This window comes from Curtobacterium sp. SP.BCp (genome assembly GCF_051903255.1).
GTDB lineage: Bacteria > Actinomycetota > Actinomycetes > Actinomycetales > Microbacteriaceae > Curtobacterium.
Window position 1 is genome coordinate 1,283,396 of the sequence record NZ_CP194338.1, and the last position, 18,710, is coordinate 1,302,105.

General features: G+C 72.3%; 16 protein-coding genes. 8 read left to right on the forward strand and 8 right to left on the reverse strand.

Going from position 1 to position 18,710, the window contains the following annotated elements:
- Window positions 1–118 precede the first annotated feature (118 nt).
- Together ACRQ4C_RS06350 and ACRQ4C_RS06355 are read left to right on the forward strand one after the other, a co-directional pair.
- A complete protein-coding gene (locus tag ACRQ4C_RS06350) occupies window positions 119–1,396 on the forward strand; it encodes an ATP-binding protein (protein WP_439690519.1) in 1,278 nt (425 codons plus the stop codon).
- Window positions 1,393–2,118, forward strand: a complete 726-nt coding sequence (locus ACRQ4C_RS06355) for a response regulator (RefSeq protein ID WP_439690520.1) — start codon at window positions 1,393–1,395, stop codon at window positions 2,116–2,118. The genes ACRQ4C_RS06350 and ACRQ4C_RS06355 overlap by 4 nt, the downstream gene beginning before the upstream one ends.
- 136 nt (window positions 2,119–2,254) lie before the next feature.
- On the opposite strand, the gene ACRQ4C_RS06360 is transcribed toward ACRQ4C_RS06355, so the two are convergent.
- Together ACRQ4C_RS06360 and ACRQ4C_RS06365 are read right to left on the reverse strand one after the other, a co-directional pair.
- Window positions 2,255–2,944 (reverse strand): TetR/AcrR family transcriptional regulator, encoded by a 690-nt coding sequence (locus tag ACRQ4C_RS06360; protein WP_439690521.1) that lies wholly within the window; start codon window positions 2,942–2,944, stop codon window positions 2,255–2,257.
- 97 nt (window positions 2,945–3,041) lie between these two features.
- The gene (locus ACRQ4C_RS06365) at window positions 3,042–4,538 is read right to left on the reverse strand and encodes an amidase (protein ID WP_439690522.1); all 1,497 of its coding nucleotides are present in this window, start codon (window positions 4,536–4,538) and stop codon (window positions 3,042–3,044) included.
- 154 nt (window positions 4,539–4,692) lie between these two features.
- Between ACRQ4C_RS06365 and ACRQ4C_RS06370 the strand changes: the two genes are divergently transcribed.
- The 4 genes from ACRQ4C_RS06370 (at window position 4,693) to ACRQ4C_RS06385 (ending at window position 9,898) form a co-directional block, all read left to right on the forward strand.
- Complete coding sequence (locus tag ACRQ4C_RS06370; protein ID WP_439690523.1) at window positions 4,693–5,682, forward strand: helix-turn-helix transcriptional regulator; 990 nt, start codon at window positions 4,693–4,695, stop codon at window positions 5,680–5,682.
- Between the two features lie 40 nt (window positions 5,683–5,722).
- Window positions 5,723–7,375 carry a long-chain-fatty-acid--CoA ligase gene (locus ACRQ4C_RS06375; RefSeq protein ID WP_439690524.1) on the forward strand — a complete coding sequence of 551 codons (1,653 nt, stop codon included), beginning with the start codon at window positions 5,723–5,725 and terminating at the stop codon, window positions 7,373–7,375.
- A gap of 120 nt (window positions 7,376–7,495) precedes the next feature.
- Window positions 7,496–8,950 carry an MFS transporter gene (locus ACRQ4C_RS06380; protein ID WP_439690525.1) on the forward strand — a complete coding sequence of 485 codons (1,455 nt, stop codon included), beginning with the start codon at window positions 7,496–7,498 and terminating at the stop codon, window positions 8,948–8,950.
- Between the two features lie 153 nt (window positions 8,951–9,103).
- Window positions 9,104–9,898 carry an alpha/beta hydrolase gene (locus tag ACRQ4C_RS06385; protein WP_439690526.1) on the forward strand — a complete coding sequence of 265 codons (795 nt, stop codon included), beginning with the start codon at window positions 9,104–9,106 and terminating at the stop codon, window positions 9,896–9,898.
- A gap of 52 nt (window positions 9,899–9,950) precedes the next feature.
- Here ACRQ4C_RS06385 and ACRQ4C_RS06390 read toward each other — a convergent pair whose 3' ends face one another.
- The 5 genes from ACRQ4C_RS06390 to melA all read right to left on the reverse strand — a co-directional run bounded on the left by ACRQ4C_RS06390 (window position 9,951) and on the right by melA (window position 15,451).
- Window positions 9,951–10,643 carry a DUF6766 family protein gene (locus tag ACRQ4C_RS06390; RefSeq protein WP_439690527.1) on the reverse strand — a complete coding sequence of 231 codons (693 nt, stop codon included), beginning with the start codon at window positions 10,641–10,643 and terminating at the stop codon, window positions 9,951–9,953.
- A gap of 113 nt (window positions 10,644–10,756) precedes the next feature.
- Window positions 10,757–11,635 carry a carbohydrate ABC transporter permease gene (locus tag ACRQ4C_RS06395; protein WP_258027681.1) on the reverse strand — a complete coding sequence of 293 codons (879 nt, stop codon included), beginning with the start codon at window positions 11,633–11,635 and terminating at the stop codon, window positions 10,757–10,759.
- Window positions 11,635–12,594, reverse strand: coding sequence for a carbohydrate ABC transporter permease (locus tag ACRQ4C_RS06400; RefSeq protein WP_439690528.1), 960 nt, complete (start codon window positions 12,592–12,594; stop codon window positions 11,635–11,637). The genes ACRQ4C_RS06395 and ACRQ4C_RS06400 overlap by 1 nt, the downstream gene beginning before the upstream one ends.
- Entirely contained in the window at window positions 12,578–13,897 is a 1,320-nt protein-coding gene (locus ACRQ4C_RS06405; protein ID WP_439690529.1) for an ABC transporter substrate-binding protein, read from the reverse strand. Before ACRQ4C_RS06405 ends, ACRQ4C_RS06400 begins: the two co-directional genes overlap by 17 nt.
- A gap of 126 nt (window positions 13,898–14,023) precedes the next feature.
- A complete protein-coding gene (gene melA / locus ACRQ4C_RS06410; RefSeq protein WP_439690530.1) occupies window positions 14,024–15,451 on the reverse strand; it encodes an alpha-galactosidase in 1,428 nt (475 codons plus the stop codon).
- 113 nt (window positions 15,452–15,564) lie between these two features.
- On the opposite strand from melA, the gene ACRQ4C_RS06415 reads away from it, so the two are divergent.
- A complete protein-coding gene (locus ACRQ4C_RS06415; protein WP_290132247.1) occupies window positions 15,565–16,398 on the forward strand; it encodes a helix-turn-helix domain-containing protein in 834 nt (277 codons plus the stop codon).
- Between the two features lie 48 nt (window positions 16,399–16,446).
- Here the strand turns inward: ACRQ4C_RS06415 and ACRQ4C_RS06420 are convergent, their stop codons facing one another.
- Window positions 16,447–17,055, reverse strand: coding sequence for a dihydrofolate reductase family protein (locus ACRQ4C_RS06420; RefSeq protein ID WP_439690531.1), 609 nt, complete (start codon window positions 17,053–17,055; stop codon window positions 16,447–16,449).
- 151 nt (window positions 17,056–17,206) lie between these two features.
- On the opposite strand from ACRQ4C_RS06420, the gene ACRQ4C_RS06425 reads away from it, so the two are divergent.
- Window positions 17,207–18,706, forward strand: coding sequence for a protein kinase domain-containing protein (locus ACRQ4C_RS06425; RefSeq protein WP_439690532.1), 1,500 nt, complete (start codon window positions 17,207–17,209; stop codon window positions 18,704–18,706).
- Window positions 18,707–18,710 lie beyond the last annotated feature (4 nt).

Sequence of the window (18,710 nt, forward strand, 5' to 3'; positions counted from 1 at the left end):
GCGCACGTCGTCGTGCCGCAGGTCGAGAAGTACGATGGCAGCCGCCGTCCGGACCGGCATCCGACGGCGGAGTTGTGCTCATTGACGCTCACGACGTGACGACCGGAGGGGGACCACGGTGAGGAGACCGCGTGCCACCCGACTCGGACGCAGCGCCGTGCTGGCGTTGCCGAGCATCATCGTGCTGGCCGCGACCGGCGTGACCACGGGGGTCGCCGCAGCCGTGCAGGAGCAGAGCATCCGGGCCTCCGTGGTCGACCAGGTGTCCGGTGTCGCGTCGAACCTCGCCGACCTGCCCGAGGTCCGGGCCGCCGTCACGTCGGTCGTCGACGCCGGCGCTCCCGGAGCGCTCGCCGACGCCGACGGTCTGGCGTCGGCCACGGCGTCGCTCCAGCCGATCGCCGCCCTCGTCGAGGGCGCCTCGGGGGTCTCCTACGTCGTGGTCACCGACGACGAGGGGGTCCGCATCACCCACCCCGACCCGTCCGAGCGCGGCGAGCTCGTCGAGACGACGATCGCGCCAGTGCTCGCGGGCGAACGGTTCGTCGGCACCGAGACCGGTCCGTCCGGCCCGACCCTGCGTGCGAAGGTGCCGATCGTCGGTGACGACGGCGAGGTGGTCGGGATCGTCGCGGTCGGCGTGCTCGAGTCGGCGATCGCGGCCGACCGTGCACGGGCGTTCGGCGCGCTGCTGCCCTGGAGCACGGGCGCCCTCGTCGTGGCGACGCTCGCGAGCGTGCTGCTCTCGCTCGGGATCGCACGGCGGCTGCGGCGAGCGGACGCCGTCGACGCGGAGAGCCGACAGGTGCGGCGGACCACCGACGCGCTGCGGGAGCAGGCGCACGAGTTCGGGACGCGGCTGCACGTCGTCCGCGGGCTCGTGGCGCAGGGCGACGGTCCGGACGCGCTCGCGTACATCGACGCGGTGGCACCAGGGCTGACCAGCGGAGGCGGCGCGGGGTCCCCGCGGCGCGGCGCCGTGGCGACCGCCACGATCGAGGCGGTGCGCTCCGAGGTCGACGCGCACGGGGCCACGCTCGAGCTGCGGGTCGCCGACGACGTCGTGCTCGACGACGAGGTCCTGCTCGTCGTCGCGAACCTGTGCCGGAACGCCGCCGAGGCGGGTGCGGCACGGGTGCGCTGCACGATCGGCACCCGGGGCGACGTGGTGGCGGTCACCGTCGAGGACGACGGCCCCGGCATCGACCCGGCGGACGCGCACCGGGTGCTCGGGTCCGGCTGGTCGTCGAAGGCCGACGAGACCGGCCTCGGTCGTGGCGTCGGGCTCGCGGTCGTGCGACGCACGGCGACCGACCGCGGCGGCTCGGTGGTCGTCGGGCGGTCGGCGTCGCTCGGCGGGGCGCGGCTGGACGTCGAGATGGCGGTGGCGCCGTGACGCCGCCGGTCCGCGTGCTCGTCGTCGACGACGACGCCGGTGCCCGCGCGCTGCACGTGCGGTGGGTCGCCGCGACCGAGGGGTTCGAGGTGGTCGGCGCCGCAGCGTCCGGCAGCGCCGCGCTCGCCCACGTCGAGCACGGCGTCGACCTGGTGCTCCTCGACATGCGCCTGCCCGACATCAGCGGTGTCGAGGTCCTGCACCGCATGCGCCTCGCGGGTGTCGAGGCCACCGACGTCCTGGTCGTGAGCTCGTCGCGCGACCAGGTCACCGTCCGACAGGCACTCGCCGCGCACCCGGTCGGCTACCTCATGAAGCCGTTCGACCGCGAAGCGCTGCAGGACCGCCTCCGTGCGTACGCCGCCGAGCGTCGCGGACGGGAGACCCCGCATCGCGCCGTGCCGATGGGACAGGGCGACGTCGACCGGCTGCTCGCCACGGGTTCGGTGCGCGTCGCCGTCCCCACGCGTGCCGCCGCGGACACCCCCGGGCGACCGCTGCCCAAGGGCGTGAGCGCGCCGACGCTCGAACGGGTCGTCGCGGCGCTCGACCCCGCGGTCGCCCGGTCGGCCGACGAGGTCGCGGCAGCCACCGGGACGTCGCGGGCGACGGCGCGGCGGTACCTCGACCACCTGGTCGCGACGGGCGCGATCGACCTCGCGCACCGCTACGGTCGGCGGGGACGCCCGCAGGTGCTCTACCGGCTGGCACCGGTGCCCTGACCACCGCCCTGACGGACGGGCCTGGAGGCACGACCCACCTCCGACGTCGACCGCGCGTCGACGACGGAGCAGCTCCGGGTTCGAGCGTCCGGCTCGGCATGTGGTCGCAGACGCCCCGCCGCCGCGGCCGCCCGCTTCAGGGGAGCGGGGCTGCCAGCCGGTCGAGCCAGTCGCCGAGCAGCGCACGCTCGTTCGCGCTCAGCACGGTCGCGCCGGCGAGCTGCTGCCGGAGTTGCATCGCGGCCCCGCCGTGGTCCAGTGCGGGCGTACCCAGTGCGAACACTCCCGCGAACGTCGACTCACGGATGCGATGGGACAGGGTGCGGTCGCGCCGTTCCGCCGACATCGCGAGGAGCGTGAACACGACGCCGACGCCGGCGGCGCGGATCATGCTGACGGCGACCTCGACGGGCACGGCCAGCACGCCGACCGCCGCGGCCTCCTCGATCTGCGTCCGGAGGATGGCGTCGATGGCGTCGGCGGCGGGGGAGGAGGAGCCGACCCGTGGCTCGCCGTACGCGATCGAGTACACCTGTGGGTGCCGGAGGCCCCAGTCGACGTGCATGTCCCAGCCCTGCCGGAGCGAGTCCACCGGATCGGTCCCGGGCGTCCACCCGGTCCAGGTCGCGAGGTGCGCGGAGAAGCCGTACAGCGCGACCTGGTCGAGGAGGCCCTGCTTGTCGCCGAAGATGCGGTAGATCGTCGGGGCCTGGATGTGCAGTGCCGAGGTGATCGCCCGGGTCGTGACGGCGTCGCGTCCGTCGGTGTTCAGCAGCTCGTGTGCCGTGTCCAGGATGCGGATGCGCATCTCCTCGGATCGGGTCAACGCACGGCCTCTCGTGTCGGTGGCACGGCCGGGCGGGTCCCGGCGACGGAGCCGGTGGGACCGGACTCGCGTCCATGATCCCACCGGCTCGAGGTGGTCAGACGCGCTCGAGTGCACGACCGACGCGGAAGAGGGTCGCTTCGTCGAAGTGCTTCCCGATCAGCTGGATGCCGACCGGCAGCCCGTCGACGGTGCCGCATGGGACACTGAGGGCGGGGTGGTGGGTGACGTTGAAGGGCGTGGTGTTCGCGGACATCTCGATCGACGCGCCGATCGCGGCTCCGGCTCCGTGTGCCGGGTCCGGGAGCGGCCGCGCGGTCTGCGGGGTTGTCGGGGTGACGAGCACGTCGAAGCGTGAGAGGGCCTCGTCGTACGCGGCGCGGAGTACACGAGCCCGGTTGATCGCCTTCGTGTAGTGGAGGCGTCCGGCCTGACGGTCGACGTACGCGCCCACCAGCGTGAACAGTCGGACGTTCGCGGGGTGGGCGTCGGCGTCGCCGCGGTGGTCGAGGAGGCGCTGCATCATGTCGACCGGGTAGCGGTCGAGCCGCCCGAACCCGAAGCCCTGGTTCCGGAGCACCGTCTCGGCCATCCCCTCGATCGCGATCGCGGTCCAGAGCGCCGGCGCGAGGGCGTGGAGCGGGACCGAGACCTCCTCGACGACCGCGCCCGCTCCGCGGAGTCCCTCGGCGGCAGCACGGACCGTGCGGTCGACTGCCGCTTCGGCGTGTTCGGTCCCGAAGCCCTCCCGCAGGAGCCCGATCCGCAGCCCCGTCACGCCTTCGTCGAGCTGCGCGAGGTAGTCGCCGACGACGACGTCGCGTTGGCGGGGGTCGAAGCCGTCGGGGCCGGCGATGACGCTCAGCAGCCGTGCGTTGTCGGTCACGGTGCGGGTCATCGGGCCGACGTGGTCGAAGGACGCGTCGAGGGTGGCGATGCCGGTGTACGGCACCAGGCCGTAGGTCGGCTTGAGTCCGACGACCCCGGACCAGGACGCCGGCATCCTGATCGACCCCGCCTGGTCGGCACCGAGGGTCATGTCCGCGTCGCCCGTGACGAGCGCGACGGCGCTGCCGCTCGACGAGCCTCCGGCGGACCAGCCCATCCGGTGCGGGTTGTGCACGACGCCGGACGAAGCGGTGTGGCTGCCGCCGGACATGCAGAAGTACTCGTTGGTCGTCTTGCCGACGATCTCGGCCCCTGCGGCGAGGGCCCTCGTGACGACGGTCGCGTCCTCGTCCGGGACGAAGCCCGAGAGCTCGGCTGAGCCGTTCCGCATCGGGACGCCGGCGACGAGGATGCTGTCCTTCACGCCGAGACGGACCCCGGCGAGCGGACCGACCTCGGCACCGCGGACGGACGTGCGGACCTCCCACGCGTGGTGCGGATCCTCGGCCCCGGACGGGATCCGGTACTCGACCGGCGCGCGGCCCGGGCGAGTGTCGTCCTCGGGGACCGCGTCGAGGGCGTCGTAGACCCTGAGCATGCCGGCGATCATCGCCGTGTACTCCTCGGGCGCAGCCGCGATGTCGGCGTAGCCGATCTCGGCCGCGATGTCGGCGATCAGTGTCGGAGTGGGTGAGGTGACGGACATGAGGGCTCCTGCTCGGGTCGGCGGTGCGAGTTGGGTGCTAACAAAAAAAAGTTAGCACCTTGCAACCCCCGTGTCCGGACGACGGGAACCCCGCAGCGACGCGTCTCCGGGGCGTCGCTCCGTCCCCGAACGCGCGACCTGCCAGGATGCCCCCATGGGAACGTCGGCACCGGGAGAGCACACCCCGTCCTTCCGTCGCTTCCGTGTCGAGACCATCAGCGAGAACCGCAGCCCCGAGATCGACCGCACCTACGGGATCGTGGACGGCGTCGGCGGCGCGCTCGAGGCCTACCGGTACGTGGGAGCCGGTGACGCCGACGTGTCGATGCGCGGCGCCGAGGTCGAGGGCACCCGCTCGGGCCGGCTCGACCCCCGCCCGGACCACATCGTCTTCTGGATCGGCGACGGCACCGCCACCATCGAGGACTGCACGGACGGCTCGACCCTCACGGCCGAGCCCGGGCACCCCGTGGTGCTCTCGGCCTCCGTGCCCTACCGGTTCACCGCGGACACCCGCAAGATCACCATGCTGCACCTGTCCGACCGGATCCTCCGGCAGGCCCTCGCCCGGCGGGACCAGGTCGTGCACGGCCCACTCGTGTTCGGCCAGCAGCCGGACATCGCGTCCGCGCTCGGACCCCTCCGCGCGATCCTCCGCGACCGCGCCGCCGCGCTGACCGATGAACAGGTCGACGGCGCACACCGCGACGAACTCAACGCCGAGATCGCCGCGTCGGTCGTCGACGCGTTCCCGCTGCTCGGCGCGGACCCGGAGGAGCAGTCCTCGGCAGCGCTCCGCGCCGCCCACTGGATGCACGAGCACGCCGCGGACCCGATCGTCCTCCGCGACATCGCGGCAGCCGTCGGGCTGAGCGAACGCGGACTGCAGAGCGCGTTCCGCCGCCGGTTCGACGAGACCCCGATGGAACGGCTGCGTGCCGAGCGGCTCGACGGCGCCCGCACCGACCTCCGCTTCGCCGAGCCGGGGACGCACGTCCGCGACGTCGCCCGACGGTGGCGGTTCGGCCACTTCGGCCGCTTCGCCGCGAACTACGCGGAGCGGTTCGGCGAGGCGCCGAGCGAGACGCTGCGACGCGCCCGTGGGGACCACGGCGACGGAACGCCGTCCGAGCGGCGGCCGTAGGATCGGGCCACGCGTCCGTCGACGGAGATGAGAGACCGGTATGACCGACACCCAGCACAGCCCCCGCCGTTCCCAGGCCACCGCCTCGGTCGCGGCGATCCTCGCCGAGTCGGCGCGCCGGTTCCCCGACGACGTCGCCGTGGTCGTCGGTGACCGACGCACCACCTACGCCGAGCTCTGGTCGCAGACCCTCGCGTACGCGGGCGCACTCCGGGCGCGCGGGATCCGGGAGGGCTCGCGGGTCGCGATGCTCGTCCCGAACGTCGAGGACTTCCCCCGCGTCTACTACGCGACCCTCGCCCTCGGGGCCGTCATCGTCCCGGTGCACGCGCTCCTGAAGCGCGGCGAGATCGAGTACGTGCTGCGGGACGCCGACGTCTCGCTGCTCGTGTGCGCGGCGCCGCTCCTCGGTGAGGGTGCGGCGGGCGCGGCGCTCGCCGGGGTCGACGTGGTCACGGTCCTGGCTCCGCCGGCCGCGGGGCCCGACGCGTCGGCAGGCGCCGGAGCCGACGCGACGGCCGGTCCCGACGCGCAGGCCGCTCTCGACGCGCCCGACCGGCTCGAGGACCTCGCGCAGGCCGCCGAACCGCTCGACACCTACGTCCCCCGTGACCCGTTCGACACCGCCACGATCCTCTACACGAGCGGCACCACCGGCCACCCGAAGGGCGCCGAGGGCTCGCACTTCGCCCTGCTCGAGCAGGCGAACACGAACCTGCTCAGCACGTTCGACCTGCACCGCGGCGACGTCCTGCTCGGCGCGCTCCCGCTGTTCCACACGTTCGGCCAGACCTGCACGATGAACACGGGCTTCCGCGTCGGCGCGACGATCGTCCTGCTCCCGAAGTTCGACGGCGACGGCGCCCTCGCAGCGATGGTCGAGCACGGCACCGGCGTGTTCATGGGCGTGCCGACGATGTACATGGCGCTCCTCGACGCCGCCACCCGCACCGATGCCCGGCCCCCGCTGCGGTACGCGATCTCGGGTGGGGCGTCCCTGCCGCTCGCCGTGCTCGAGAAGTTCCAGCAGGTCTTCGACGCCCCGGTGCACGAGGGCTACGGCCTCACCGAGACCTCGCCGGTCGCGTCGTTCAACCACGTCGGGACGACACCGCGGCCCGGCACGATCGGCACCCCGGTGTGGGGCGTCGACGTGGAGATCGCCGACCCGGAGACGCAGGACCGCATCGTGATGCTCCCGCACGGGCAGATCGGTGAGCTCGTCATCCGCGGCCACAACCTCATGAACGGCTACCTCGACCGTCCGGAGGACACCGAGGCCGCGATCGTCGACGGCTGGTTCCGGACCGGTGACCTCGGCACGAAGGACGACGACGGCTACCTGACGATCGTCGACCGCACGAAGGACATGATCATCCGCAACGGGTACAACGTGTACCCGCGCCAGGTCGAGGAGGTCCTCGCCCGGCATCCCGACGTCGCGATGGCCGCCGTGTTCGGCACGCCGCACGAGCAGCACGGACAAGAGGTCGAGGCCGCGGTCGTGCTCCGCGCCGACGCGACGGTCACGCCGCAGGAGCTGATCGACATGGTGGCCGCGGAGATCGCCGCGTACAAGTACCCACGCGTGGTGCACGTGCTCGACGCGCTCCCGCTGGGGCCGAGCGGCAAGGTGCTCAAGCGCGAGCTCGTACAGCAGTTCAGCGCGAAGCCCGCGGCGACGACCGCCTGACCCGCGGCTTGCGCCGGCGCCGCCGGCGTGTGACACTCACCCCAGAGGGAAAACCGCCCGCGAGGGCGCACGGACACGGCACCGAACGGGCCGCTACTTCTTCACCACGAAGGAGTCCCGATGTCCGTCACGTCCCGGTCCACGGCCCCCGCCCGCACGGAGCGCCCAGCCCCCGCCCGTCTCAGTGACGCCTGGCTCGCTCTCGCCGGCCTTTCCGCGGTGTTCCTGTTCGAGATGCTCGACAACGCCGTCCTCACCGTCGCGCTGCCCACCGTCGGCCGTGAGCTCCACGCCTCCACCGTCGGCCTCCAGTGGGTGACCAGCGCGTACTCGGTCGTGTTCGGCGCCACGATGCTCCTCTTCGGCGCCGTCGCCGACCGCTTCGGCCGCCGCCGGGTGATGCTCACGGGCCTCGTCCTGCTCGCCGTCGCCAGCGCGGCCACCGCCCTCGTGCACACGCCGGGCGAACTCATCGCCGTCCGTGCGGTCACCGGCCTCGCCGCCGCCATGACCACCCCCGGCTCGATGGCCCTGGCGTTCCGGCTGTTCGACCGGCAGGACCTCCGCATCCGCGCCCTCACCGTCATCTCCACGGCGGGCCTCGTCGGCTACGCGGTCGGTCCCACCGTCGGCGGCTTCGCGCTCGCGGTCGTCCCCTGGCAGGCGCTGCTGCTCGTCGACGTCCCGGTCGCCCTGCTCGCGATCGTGGGCATCCGCGCCGGCATCGCCGCCGACCGCCCGGAGGACCTCCACCCCGACCGCATCGACGTCGCCGGGGCCGTCCTCGGCACCGTCACGCTCGTCGGTGCGCTCCTCACCCCGACGGCGTTCGTCGAGGCCGGGCCCGCCGTCGGCACCGCGGCCCTCGTCGCCACGATCGTCGCCGCGGGGGCGCTCGTGTGGCGCGAGTGCGCGGCGGCCCGTCCGCTCCTCGACCTCGCCCTGCTCGCCCGCCCCCTGGTCGCGAGCGGCCTGGCGTACAAGGCCGCCGCGGGCCTCGCCGTGTCCGGCCTCACCTACCTGACGACCCTGCAGCTCCAGTACGTCTGGGGCTGGGCGCCCTCCGCCGCGGCGATCGCGATGCTGCCGATGGTCGTCGTCCTGCTCGTCGGCGGCCGGTTCGTCGGTCCGTTCGTCGAGCGGGTCGGCACCGGCACCGCAGCCTGGACGAGCGCCGCCGCCGTCGTCGCGGGCCTCGCCGTCGCCGCCGCCGGCAGCCGTGCCGGCTACGCCTGGATCGCCGTCGCCCTCGTCCTCGTCGGGGCGGGCATGCGGGTGGTCGGCGCGGTCGCCGGCAACGACGTCCTGCACGGCCTCCCGGCGGACCGCACGTCCATCGGCGCCGCCCTCGTCGACACGTCCAGCGAGGTCGCGACCGGCGCCGGCACGACCGTCGTCGGGACGGTCCTCGCCGCGCTCGTCCCGGGGAGCATCACCGCCGGCGCCTCGTCGGCGGCCCGGCTCGCCGACTTCCAGGACGGACTCACCGTCTCAGGGGTCCTCCTGACGGCGCTCGCGGCAGGCATCGTCGTCGCCGGTCTGCTGCGGTCGCGCAGGGGCCGCGTCGCGGCGTGACGGCCTGGAGGCGCGGTGCCGGTGCGCGGACCTGCTCACCTGCACCGTGCCTCCGGACCGCCCGCTGCCGGCGCAGCGCGCCGCCGTCGTCCGGTACCGTGACGGCACGCACCGCCGCCGACCCGCGGCCCGACGTGACGAGGACGACACGACATGACGACGACCGAACGCACCCTCGACGGACCCCACGGGCGGCTGCGCATCCGGGTCCACACGACCGACGGCCCCGCGCGCGCCGCACTCGTCTGGTCGCACGGTGGCGGGTTCATGTTCGGCGACCTCGACATGCCCGAGTCCGTGCAGACCGCCCGCGAGCTCGCTGCCCGCGGCGTCACGACCGTCGAGGTCGAGTACCGCCTCGCGCCGAGCGACGAGCGCCCCGACGGCGTGCACTTCCCGGTGCCGCAGGACGAGGTGCGGCACGTCCTCGCCACCGTCCGCGGCGATGCGTCCCTCGACACAGGGGGCCGGGACTGGGCGATCGGGGGAGCGAGCGCCGGGGCCTCGATCACGGCCTCCGCAGCGCTCCGGCTCGTCGCCGACGGCGAGGCCCCGAGGCAGGTCCTGCTCGCGTACCCGACCGTGCACGCCGAGCTGCCGCCGCTGTCCGACGAGCTCGCGGCGGCGATGGTCGGCGTCGAGCCGGCACGACGCTTCACTCCGGAGGCGGTGCGGCAGATGAACGCGAACCACGCCCACGGCGCCGGTGACGGGGTGTTCGCGGGCGGGGCGGACCTCACGGGGTACCCGCCGACCTGCATCGTCGACTCCGAGCGGGACGACCTGCGGGCGAGCGGTGCGGCGTTCGCCGAGGAACTGCGGGCTGCGGGTGTCGCGGTGCGTTACGCGGTCGAGCCGGGGACGTTCCACGGGCACCTCAACGACGAGGGCAGCGCCGCGGCGTTCCGGACGATCGACCGGTTCGCGGCGTTCCTGCTGGCGGACTGACGGGCCTGGGCCAGGGCCTGGGCCTGGGCCTGGGCCTGCCGGAGCGTCGGGGTCAGTCGCCGGTCTGGGTGTCCGGTGCCGCCACCGGCTTCGACTGGCTCGACCCGCGCTGCCGGAGCCACACGGTCGCGACCACCATCACGGTGATGACCAGGAACTCGGACTGCCAGTTCTGCATCGACTCGAACCAGAACTGCGACGTGCCGAGGTACTGCCAGCCGGTCACCACCGCGCCGCCGTGCTCGACCTGCTCCTCGTTGTACGCCGCAGCACCGCCGAGGACGTGCCCGACGACGCTGGCGACGAAGAGCACGGCGAAGAGGAGCAGCAGCGAGTTCTCGTACAGCACGAGCGCCACCCCGCCGCGACGGACCGGCCACGGCGCGCGGCGCTCGCCCGCGTGCTCCCGTGGGTCGGCGTCCTGCGGGGCGTCGTCGTCGAGGGACTTCGACTCGCTCGACCCCTTCTGGAAGAGGAACGTCGTCAGCACGACGTACGACCCCATCTGGAGGAACTCGCTCTCCCAGTTCTCGAACGTCGCCTCGGCGAAGTCACCGCTCGCCAGGAACCCCCAGAGCGACTCGACCGCCTCGCGGTGCAGCAGCGCGTCGTGCACGGACACCCGCCAGCCGGCGAGGACCATGCCGACGAAGCACAGCAGGAACACCGTCGCGTTCGCGAGGAACAGGCCGTTCCGGCGGGCCCACGTCCACTCGCCGGGGCGATCCCGGAGCAGCACACTCATCAGCTCGGCCTCCCGTCGTCGTCGGTCGGGCCCGACCGTACTGCGGTCGGCCCGACCGTCGGCGCAGGAGGGGACACCGTGCGCGGGCGGCTCGGGCCGCCCGCGCACGACGCCTACTTGATGCCGGTCGACGCGATGCCCTGCACGAACTGCCGCTGGAAGGCCAGGAACACGACGAGCAGCGGCAGCACCGTCACCGTCGCGATCGCCATCACCGCGCCCCACGGCGAGCTGAACGCCGGGTTGTTCGTCAACGTGGACAGTGCGACCGGCACGGTCAGGTTCTCGTTGCCCTGGAGCACGACGAGCGGCCAGAGGAAGTCGTTCCACCGCGTCATGAACCCGAGGATCACGAGTACACCGACGAGCGGACCGCACGTCGGCAGCACGACACGGAAGAAGGTCTGGAACTCACCGGCGCCGTCGAGCCGCGCAGCTTCCATCAGGGCATCGGGGACGCCGAGCATGAACTGCCGGGCGATGAAGATCCCCACCACGTCGAACACCGTCGGCAGGATCACCGCCCACGGGGAGTCGACCAGTCCGATCTTCGCGACGACGAGGAAGCTCGGCACCAGCGTGACCTGGATCGGGATCATGATCGTCACGAGGAACGCGGAGTAGAGCAGCCCGCGACCCACGAAGCGGAACTTGGCGAGGGCGTACCCGGCCATCAGCGACACGACGACGCTCAGTGCCGTACCGACCGAGGTGATGAGCGCGGAGTTGCCCAGCCACCGCCACACGGGCTGCGTGCTGAACACCTGCGTGTAGTTCTCGAACGTCGGCCTCGTCGGGAAGAGTGAGAACGTGCCGCTCTGCGACTGGCCGCCCGGGGTGAGCGCGGAGACGACCATCCAGTACAACGGGAAGACCATCAGGATCGCCAGCGCGGTGAGTCCGGCGACGAGGACCCAGCGGCCCGGGCGAGGCTTCCGCCGCGCGGCGGTCGGACGGGAGGCGCGGGTCGAGCCCGCGACGGACAGCGCCATCAGATGGCCTCCTCTGCCTTCTTGGTGGCCCGCTGACGGAGCAGCGTGAACACGAGCAGGATCGCCACGAGCACCAGCCCGAGCGCTGCCGCGTAGCCCATGCGTGCGTCGATGAACGCAGACCGGAACACGTACTGGATGAGGACGGTCGTGGAGAACCCCGGGCCGCCACCCGTCATCACGTAGATGACGTCGAAGGCCTGCAGCGAGAACACCACGTTGAGGATGAGCAGAATCGACGTCGTCGGTCGCAGCAACGGCCACGTGATCGTCCGGAACCGCACCCACCGTGAGGCGCCGTCGATCGCGGCCGCCTCCTTGAGCTCTGCCGGCACGGACTGCAGCGCGCCGAGGTAGATGACCATGCAGAACCCGATGCGGGTCCACACCACGACCACGACGAGGGTCGCCATCGCCCAGCCCGGCGCGGTGAGCCACGGCACCCGCCCGAGCCCGAGGGCGTCGAGGAGGTTGTTCACGACGCCGTAGTCACCGTTGAAGATCCACGACATGATGACGCCCACCACGACACCGGCGGCGACCATCGGGACGAAGAACAGCGCTCGGAACACCGACCGCCCGGGCAGCGGTCGGTTCAGGGCCACCGCGAGGGCGAGTCCGATCGCCATCGCAGTGGGGACCGTCCCGATGGTGAAGACGAGCGTGTTGCGGAGCGCCGTGCCGATGAGCGGGTCGGAACCCATGTCGACGAAGTTCTTCCCGCCGACCCAGGTGCCGTCGCCGAGCGAGGTGCTGGAGTCCTGGAAGCTCAGGGCGATCGCGGTGACGATCGGGACGAGCGAGAACCCGAGGAAGAGGAGTGCCGCGGGCCCGACGAACACCCACGGGACGAACCTGCCGTGGCGTCGCCGGGCGGCACCGCCGACGGGCAGTCCTCCGGTGGGCGGTGCGGTCGACGCAGTCGTGCGGACCGGCCCGGTCTCAGTTCGCAGTGACACTGCGCATCGCCTCCATCATCTGGCTCGAGGCCTCCTTCGGGCTGAGCTGCCCGAGCAGGCACAGGTCGAGGTAGTCGGCGAACACGGCGTTCAGCGACGAGAAGTACTGCCCGCTCTCGGCCTTCACCATCGACAGCGGGATCGTCGATCCCTGGTCGATGAACCGCTGCATGGTGTCCGAGTTGGACGCGTACCCGATGTCCGCCGCGTCGAGGGACTTCCGGGCTGGCAGCCAGTTGCCGTCGTGGCAGAACTGCTGCATCTTCGACCGCGAGGTGATCATCGCGACGAGTTCGGCCGCGAGCTCCGGGTGCTTGCTCGACTTGGTCACGGCGAGGGCGTTGCCGCCGAGGTCGCTCGCCTCGCCGACGTTCCGGATCATCGGCGCCGTGCCCCAGTTGTCCGGCATGTCGGTGTCGAGCTGCACGATCGACTCCGGGTTGTTGAGCATCATGCCGATCTGCCCCGTGAGGAACAGGTTGCGCGAGACGTCCCCGCCGCCGCTCTTCGACAGGTTGCCGGTGGTCGCGAGGCCCTCGGCGTACCACCGCCGCCCGAACGCCAGGGCGTCGATCGCCTCCGGCGTGTCCATCGAGGGGGTGGCACCGTCCTCACCGAGGAACGCGCCCCCGTTCTGGTACACGAACGGCAGCCAGCGGTAGGCCGTCTCCGGCGCGGACCAGCCGTAGCCGAAGGCGTACTTGCCGGTGACCTGCTTGACCTCCTTCGCGACGTCGAGGAACTGGTTCCAGGTCCATGCGTCGTCGAGCCGGGTCGGCGGCGTCACCCCGATCTGCTCCATCACGTCGCGGTTGTAGTAGGTGATGAAGTTGTCGGTGTGCTGGAAGACGCCGTAGATGCCGTCCTCCCGGGCACCGATCGCCCAGAACGGATCGCTGTAGTCCGATCGGTAGTCCGCCGGGATCGCCCCGGAGATGTCGACCAGGCTGCCGTTCGCGGCGTACCGGCCGATCTGCTGCGGCGTGATGCGGATCACATCGGGAGCGAGGTCCGCCGCGAGCCGTGTGATGAACCACTGGTGGAACTGGCCGGTCGTGACCTCGACCGCGACGCTCGTCCCGGGGTGCTCCGCGACGAACTCGTCCGCGATCGCCTGGTAGCTCGTGATGTCGGTCGGGATGTTCCAGGTGGACAACCGGATGTGCTTCGTGCCGCCGGTGGCTGCTGTGACCTGGCCGGCGCAGGCCGCGAGCGCGCCGGCCATCGAGATGCCGGCGAGCGCGAGGAACCCGCGTCTGGCGAGCTGCCCTCCGGCGGGTTGACGGGGTGGTCGGGTCGGCATGGTCCTCTCCTTCGAGGTCGTGGTGCCGTTCGGATCGGCCGGGAGGCGCGGCGTGCGCACCCGGGTCATCGCGCGCTGCGACGTGGGGTCGCGTCCAGGACCCGACCCCACGTCGGGCGCGACGGTTCAGACCAGGGCGGGGCGGGCCTCCCGGCCGGTCGTCGCCTGCGGCGCCGCGACCGCGTCCACCGGACGCAACGACTCCGGGAGCAGCGCCGCGTGGGCGTGCAGGAGTTCGTCGGTCATCTCGGCGATGCGGTCGAGCGTCAGGTGCGCGGCCGTCAGCGGGTCGAGTGCCACCGCGTGGTGCACGTGCTCGACGTCGCCGGTCAGCGCCGCGCGGACGGCAAGGGTCTGCACGTTCGTGTTCGTCCGGTTGAGGGCCGCGAGCTGCGGGGGGAGCTCGCCGAACGAGGTCGGGGTGACGCCGTTGCCGTCGGCGAGGCAGGCGACCTCGACACAGGCCTCCGCGGGGAGGTTGCTGATCACGCCGGTGTTGTTCGGCACGTTGCCGTAGACCACCGCGGGGACGCCCGTGACGATCGCGTTGACGATGCTCGCGCCGTACTCGACGGACGGCGACAGGTCGGCCTTGAGCTTCTCGAGCTGCTGGTCGACGTCGCCCTGCTCGTCGTGCGCGAGGCAGATCTCGAAGTAGTCCCAGCGCTCCGGGATGTACTCGAGCACCGTTTCCGGGTCCTTGCGGAAGTACGGCACGTATTCGCTCGCGTGGTGGCTCGACTCCGTCTCGAAGTACCCGAAGGACCGCATGAGCTGCGTGCGGACCTGCTCGTTGCCACCCTCGTAGTTGCTCGCGGCGGCCGCGGCCTCGCTGTGGTCGCCGTCGTCGTCGTGCAGGTCCGCCGCCGCGACGCCGCGCTGGTGCTTCGCGGTCATGACCTCGCGGAGCCGCGGGTACAGGTCCTCACCGCTGCGTCGCTTGAACTCGAGGATCCACGCCTGGTGGTTGATGCCGGCGCAGACGTACTCGATCTCGTCGTAGGGGACGTCGAGGGTGCGGGCGAGCATCCGTGTCGTGCCCTGCACGCTGTGGCACAGACCCACCGTCCGCAGCCCCTTGGCGTTGAGGAAGGCCGTGGCCATGGCCATCGGGTTCGCGTAGTTGATGAACTGCGCGTCCGGGCAGAGTTCCAGCGCATCGCGTGCGATGTCCTCGTAGGCCCGCACCGACCGCAGGAACCGGAACACCCCACCGGGTCCGACGGTGTCGCCGACCGCCTGGTCGATGCCGTACTTCCGCGGGATCTCGACGTCCCACCGGTAGGACTCGACGCCGCCGACCTGGAACGTGATGATCACGACGTCGGCGTCGGCCAACGCCTCACGACGGTCGGTGGTCTCCAGGACCTCGACGCCGAGGCCGTGGTGTGCGACCAGCTCACGGGCGGCGTTCGCGGTGCGGGCAACCCTGCCCGCGTCGAGGTCCATGAGGTGCAGGGTCGCGTCCTGCAGGGCGGGGAAGCTGACGAGGTCGCCGATGAGGCGGAAGGGGAAGACGAAGCCGCCGGCGCCGATGATGGTGATCTTGGTCATGGTCCGACGCTAGGAAACGGGGCGTCGACGGTGCATCCGGCTTCGGAGGCCACGGTTCCAGGATCCTCCGGTGCGGCCGTCCGGCCATCGGTGCGCTCACGTAGGCTCGGGCCGTGCTCGACGTCGAGACGGTGGAAGCGGCCTACTGGAGCCATCGCGGCCCGGCGCCCGTCATGCTGTCCTCCCACCGGCACGACGACCTCGAGATCAACCTCGTGCTCGACGGGCGACTCGACTACCGCTTCGGCGGCACCGACGTGTCCGTCCACGCAGGGGAGGTCGCGCTCTTCTGGGGCTGGACGCCGCACCAGCTCGTCGGCGAGGGGCCGGGTGCCGGAGCGGGATCAGGGGACTTCCTGTGGGCGCACATCCCGCTCGGGGACGTGCTGGCGTGGGGGTTGCCCGACCACGACCTCGGCGCGATGCTCCTCAACCGGCCGGTGCTCGTCCCGGCGATCGCCGCCGGACGCGATGTCGAGTCGATGTTCCGGTCGTGGCAGCGTGACTTCGCCGACGACGGGGCCGAGCTGATCGCCGGCCTCGAGGCGCAGGCGTTCGTCCGTCGACTGCTCCGGCACCACCGGGACACGATCGACCTCCGGCCGGACGGCGGGCACGGGCCGGCCGGCATGGACCGGGTGATCGACATGGTCCGGTTCGTGGTCGACCGGTTCCGAGAGCCCATCGGGGTCGCCGACGTCGCCGCGGCGGCGCACCTCCACCCGAACCACGCGATGACGGTGTTCCGGCAGGACGTCGGGTCGACGATCGTCGAGTACCTCACCCGGTGCCGGGTGGCCGAGGCACAGCGGTTGCTCGCGACCACGTCGATGACGACGGCCGAGGTCGCGCACGCTGCCGGGTTCGGGTCGCAGTCGAGCTTCTACGCGCACTTCACCCGTGCGCGGGGGTGTGCGCCGGGGGAGTACCGGGCCCGGGTGCGGTGAGGTGTGGCGTGCGTCGGAGGGTCCACCGACGCCGTGCCGGCCTGCACGTCACCGAGACCGCAGGACATCCCACCGTCGCAACACCACGCCCGACGAGAAGCGCTGTTCCTCGAGCAGCCCGAGCCGCACCGGAGCCCGCTCACCCGCCCGCGGCGGGTCGAACAACGGCCGACCGCCGCCGAGCACCGCGGGGTGCGTGAACAGCAGCAACTCGTCGATGAGCCCCGCGTCGAGCAACTGCGACGCGAGGTCCGCCCCACCGACCCCGACGTCGCCCTCGGTCTCCTGCCGGATCCGCGCGAGGGCCTCGATCGCCCGGCCGTCGGACCCGATCACGCGCGTGTTGTGATCGGCGGTCGTCCGGGTCCGCGAGACGAGGACCTTCGGCTGCGCGACGTAGATCTCGCCGTACTCGCGTTCGACGGGGAGGAGGGACTCGTCGAAGCGGGCGTCCGGCCAGTACGGGTCCATCATGTCCCGCACGACGCGGCCCTCGACGGAGAGCGTCATCGCCGCAGCGCGCCGGTTGAACTCGCGGTGCAGCTCCTCGTCGATACTGACCCACTCGGGGCCGTCCGGGCCGCTGTGCTCCCCGGGCGCGCGCTCGATGAAGCCGTCCACGGACACGTTCATCCAGTACACGAACCGTGCGGGCATGGCGACTCCCTCGTCGGACCTGCGATGCCGCGAGACTACGCCCGCAGCGCGCAGCACGGTCCGCTGCGCGAAGCCGGGCGGAGCGTTCCGGGCACCGGACCGGCGGGGATGGGAAGATGCAACGTCACACCCGCCCGACGACGAGGACCCCATGACGCACGACGACGCAGCGCCGCTCCTCGACGGCCGGTACCGGGTCGAACGGGCGATCGGCCAGGGCGGCATGTCCGTCGTCTACCAGGCCACCGACGAAGTGCTCCGCCGACCGGTCGCCGTCAAGGTGTTCCACTCCGGTTCGGTCGACATCGCCCGACAGGACGCCGAACTCGGGGTGCTGGCCTCGCTCGAGCACCACAACCTCGTCGGCCTCCTCGACGCCGGTGTCCTCACCAACGCCGACGGTGCGCAGCAGCGCTTCCTCGTCATGTCGCTCGTCGTCGGACAGGACCTCGAGGCGCGGCTGAAGGTCGGCCCGCTCGCCGTCCGGCACATCGCCGAGGTCGGGTTCGACATGGCCGAGGCGCTGCACTACATCCACGCGCACGGGGTCGTGCACCGCGACATCAAGCCCTCGAACATCCTGCTCGTCGACTACGGACACGACGCCGACCGGGCCCGCGCCCGGCTCACCGACTTCGGGATCGCGATCGCAGAGGGCGCCGAACGACTCACCGCCGACGGCGTCACGACCGGCACCGCCGCTTACCTCAGCCCCGAGCAGGCCCGCGGCGGCGAGGTCGGACCCGCGAGTGACGTCTACTCGCTCGGCCTCGTCCTGCTCCAGTGCTTCACCCGCCGCCGGGAGTTCCCCGGCTCCGTCGTCGAGTCGGCGATCGCACGGCTCTCCCGCGACCCGGTCGTGCCCGAGCCGCTCCCCGAGCACTGGAAGTCCGCGCTGCGCGCGATGACGGCGCAGGACCCGGCCGACCGGCCGCTCGGGTCCGAGCTCGTCGCGATGCTCCGCGACGTCGTCATCGCGGACACCTCCGCGCCCGACGTGGTGGTCGACCCGGACAGCCTGGAGGCACCCACCGCCCCCGTCACGCAGGTCCCGGGGGCCGCCGCGCCGGTCCAGGGCACGCAGATCCCGCCCGCCGGTGGCTCCGCTCCGGACTCCGTCGCGCCGTCCGGCGCGCACGCTGCGCCCGCGCCGGCGGGCACGGCCGACCGGCCCGCGACGCTCGACGAACTCCCCGAGGAGGCCCTGCACCGCACCACCGCCATGGCGGCTCGCCTCTTCGACGCGCCCATCGCCCTGGTCGAGGTGCTCGACGAGGACCGCGAGTGGTCCCAGTCGTGGATCGCCGAGGGTGTCGACCCGTCGGCGCGCAAGATCAGCTTCCGCAACGGGTTCGCGCCGGTCCCCGAACCCGTCGTCATCCCCGACGGCGCCACCCACCCGGAGATGCGCGAGAGCCCGCTCGTGACCGGCCCCCTCGGCATCCGGTTCTTCGTGAGCGTCCCCCTCGTGAAGCACGACGGCACGACGATCGGCACGCTCGCGGTACTCGACGCGAAGCCCCGCGAGGCGACCGAGGGTGACCTCGCGAACCTGCGCGACCTCGCCGCGCTCGCCGTGGCGCAGCTCGAGCTCCGCCAGGAGTCCCTGCGGACGACGAGCGACGCCCTGCCCCTCGACCAGTCGCGCTGACCCG

What these genes read in the sequence shown, in the direction of transcription:
- ACRQ4C_RS06370 (WP_439690523.1), top strand. Translation starts at nt 4,693, where the DNA reads ATGGGAACGTCGGCACCGGGAGAGCACACCCCGTCCTTCCGTCGCTTC.
- ACRQ4C_RS06425 (WP_439690532.1), top strand. Translation starts at nt 17,207, where the DNA reads ATGACGCACGACGACGCAGCGCCGCTCCTCGACGGCCGGTACCGGGTC.
- ACRQ4C_RS06420 (WP_439690531.1), bottom strand. Translation starts at nt 17,055, where the DNA reads ATGCCCGCACGGTTCGTGTACTGGATGAACGTGTCCGTGGACGGCTTC.
- ACRQ4C_RS06375 (WP_439690524.1), top strand. Translation starts at nt 5,723, where the DNA reads ATGACCGACACCCAGCACAGCCCCCGCCGTTCCCAGGCCACCGCCTCG.
- ACRQ4C_RS06405 (WP_439690529.1), bottom strand. Translation starts at nt 13,897, where the DNA reads ATGCCGACCCGACCACCCCGTCAACCCGCCGGAGGGCAGCTCGCCAGA.
- ACRQ4C_RS06395 (WP_258027681.1), bottom strand. Translation starts at nt 11,635, where the DNA reads ATGGCGCTGTCCGTCGCGGGCTCGACCCGCGCCTCCCGTCCGACCGCC.
- melA (WP_439690530.1), bottom strand. Translation starts at nt 15,451, where the DNA reads ATGACCAAGATCACCATCATCGGCGCCGGCGGCTTCGTCTTCCCCTTC.
- ACRQ4C_RS06385 (WP_439690526.1), top strand. Translation starts at nt 9,104, where the DNA reads ATGACGACGACCGAACGCACCCTCGACGGACCCCACGGGCGGCTGCGC.
- ACRQ4C_RS06365 (WP_439690522.1), bottom strand. Translation starts at nt 4,538, where the DNA reads ATGTCCGTCACCTCACCCACTCCGACACTGATCGCCGACATCGCGGCC.
- ACRQ4C_RS06380 (WP_439690525.1), top strand. Translation starts at nt 7,496, where the DNA reads ATGTCCGTCACGTCCCGGTCCACGGCCCCCGCCCGCACGGAGCGCCCA.
- ACRQ4C_RS06390 (WP_439690527.1), bottom strand. Translation starts at nt 10,643, where the DNA reads ATGAGTGTGCTGCTCCGGGATCGCCCCGGCGAGTGGACGTGGGCCCGC.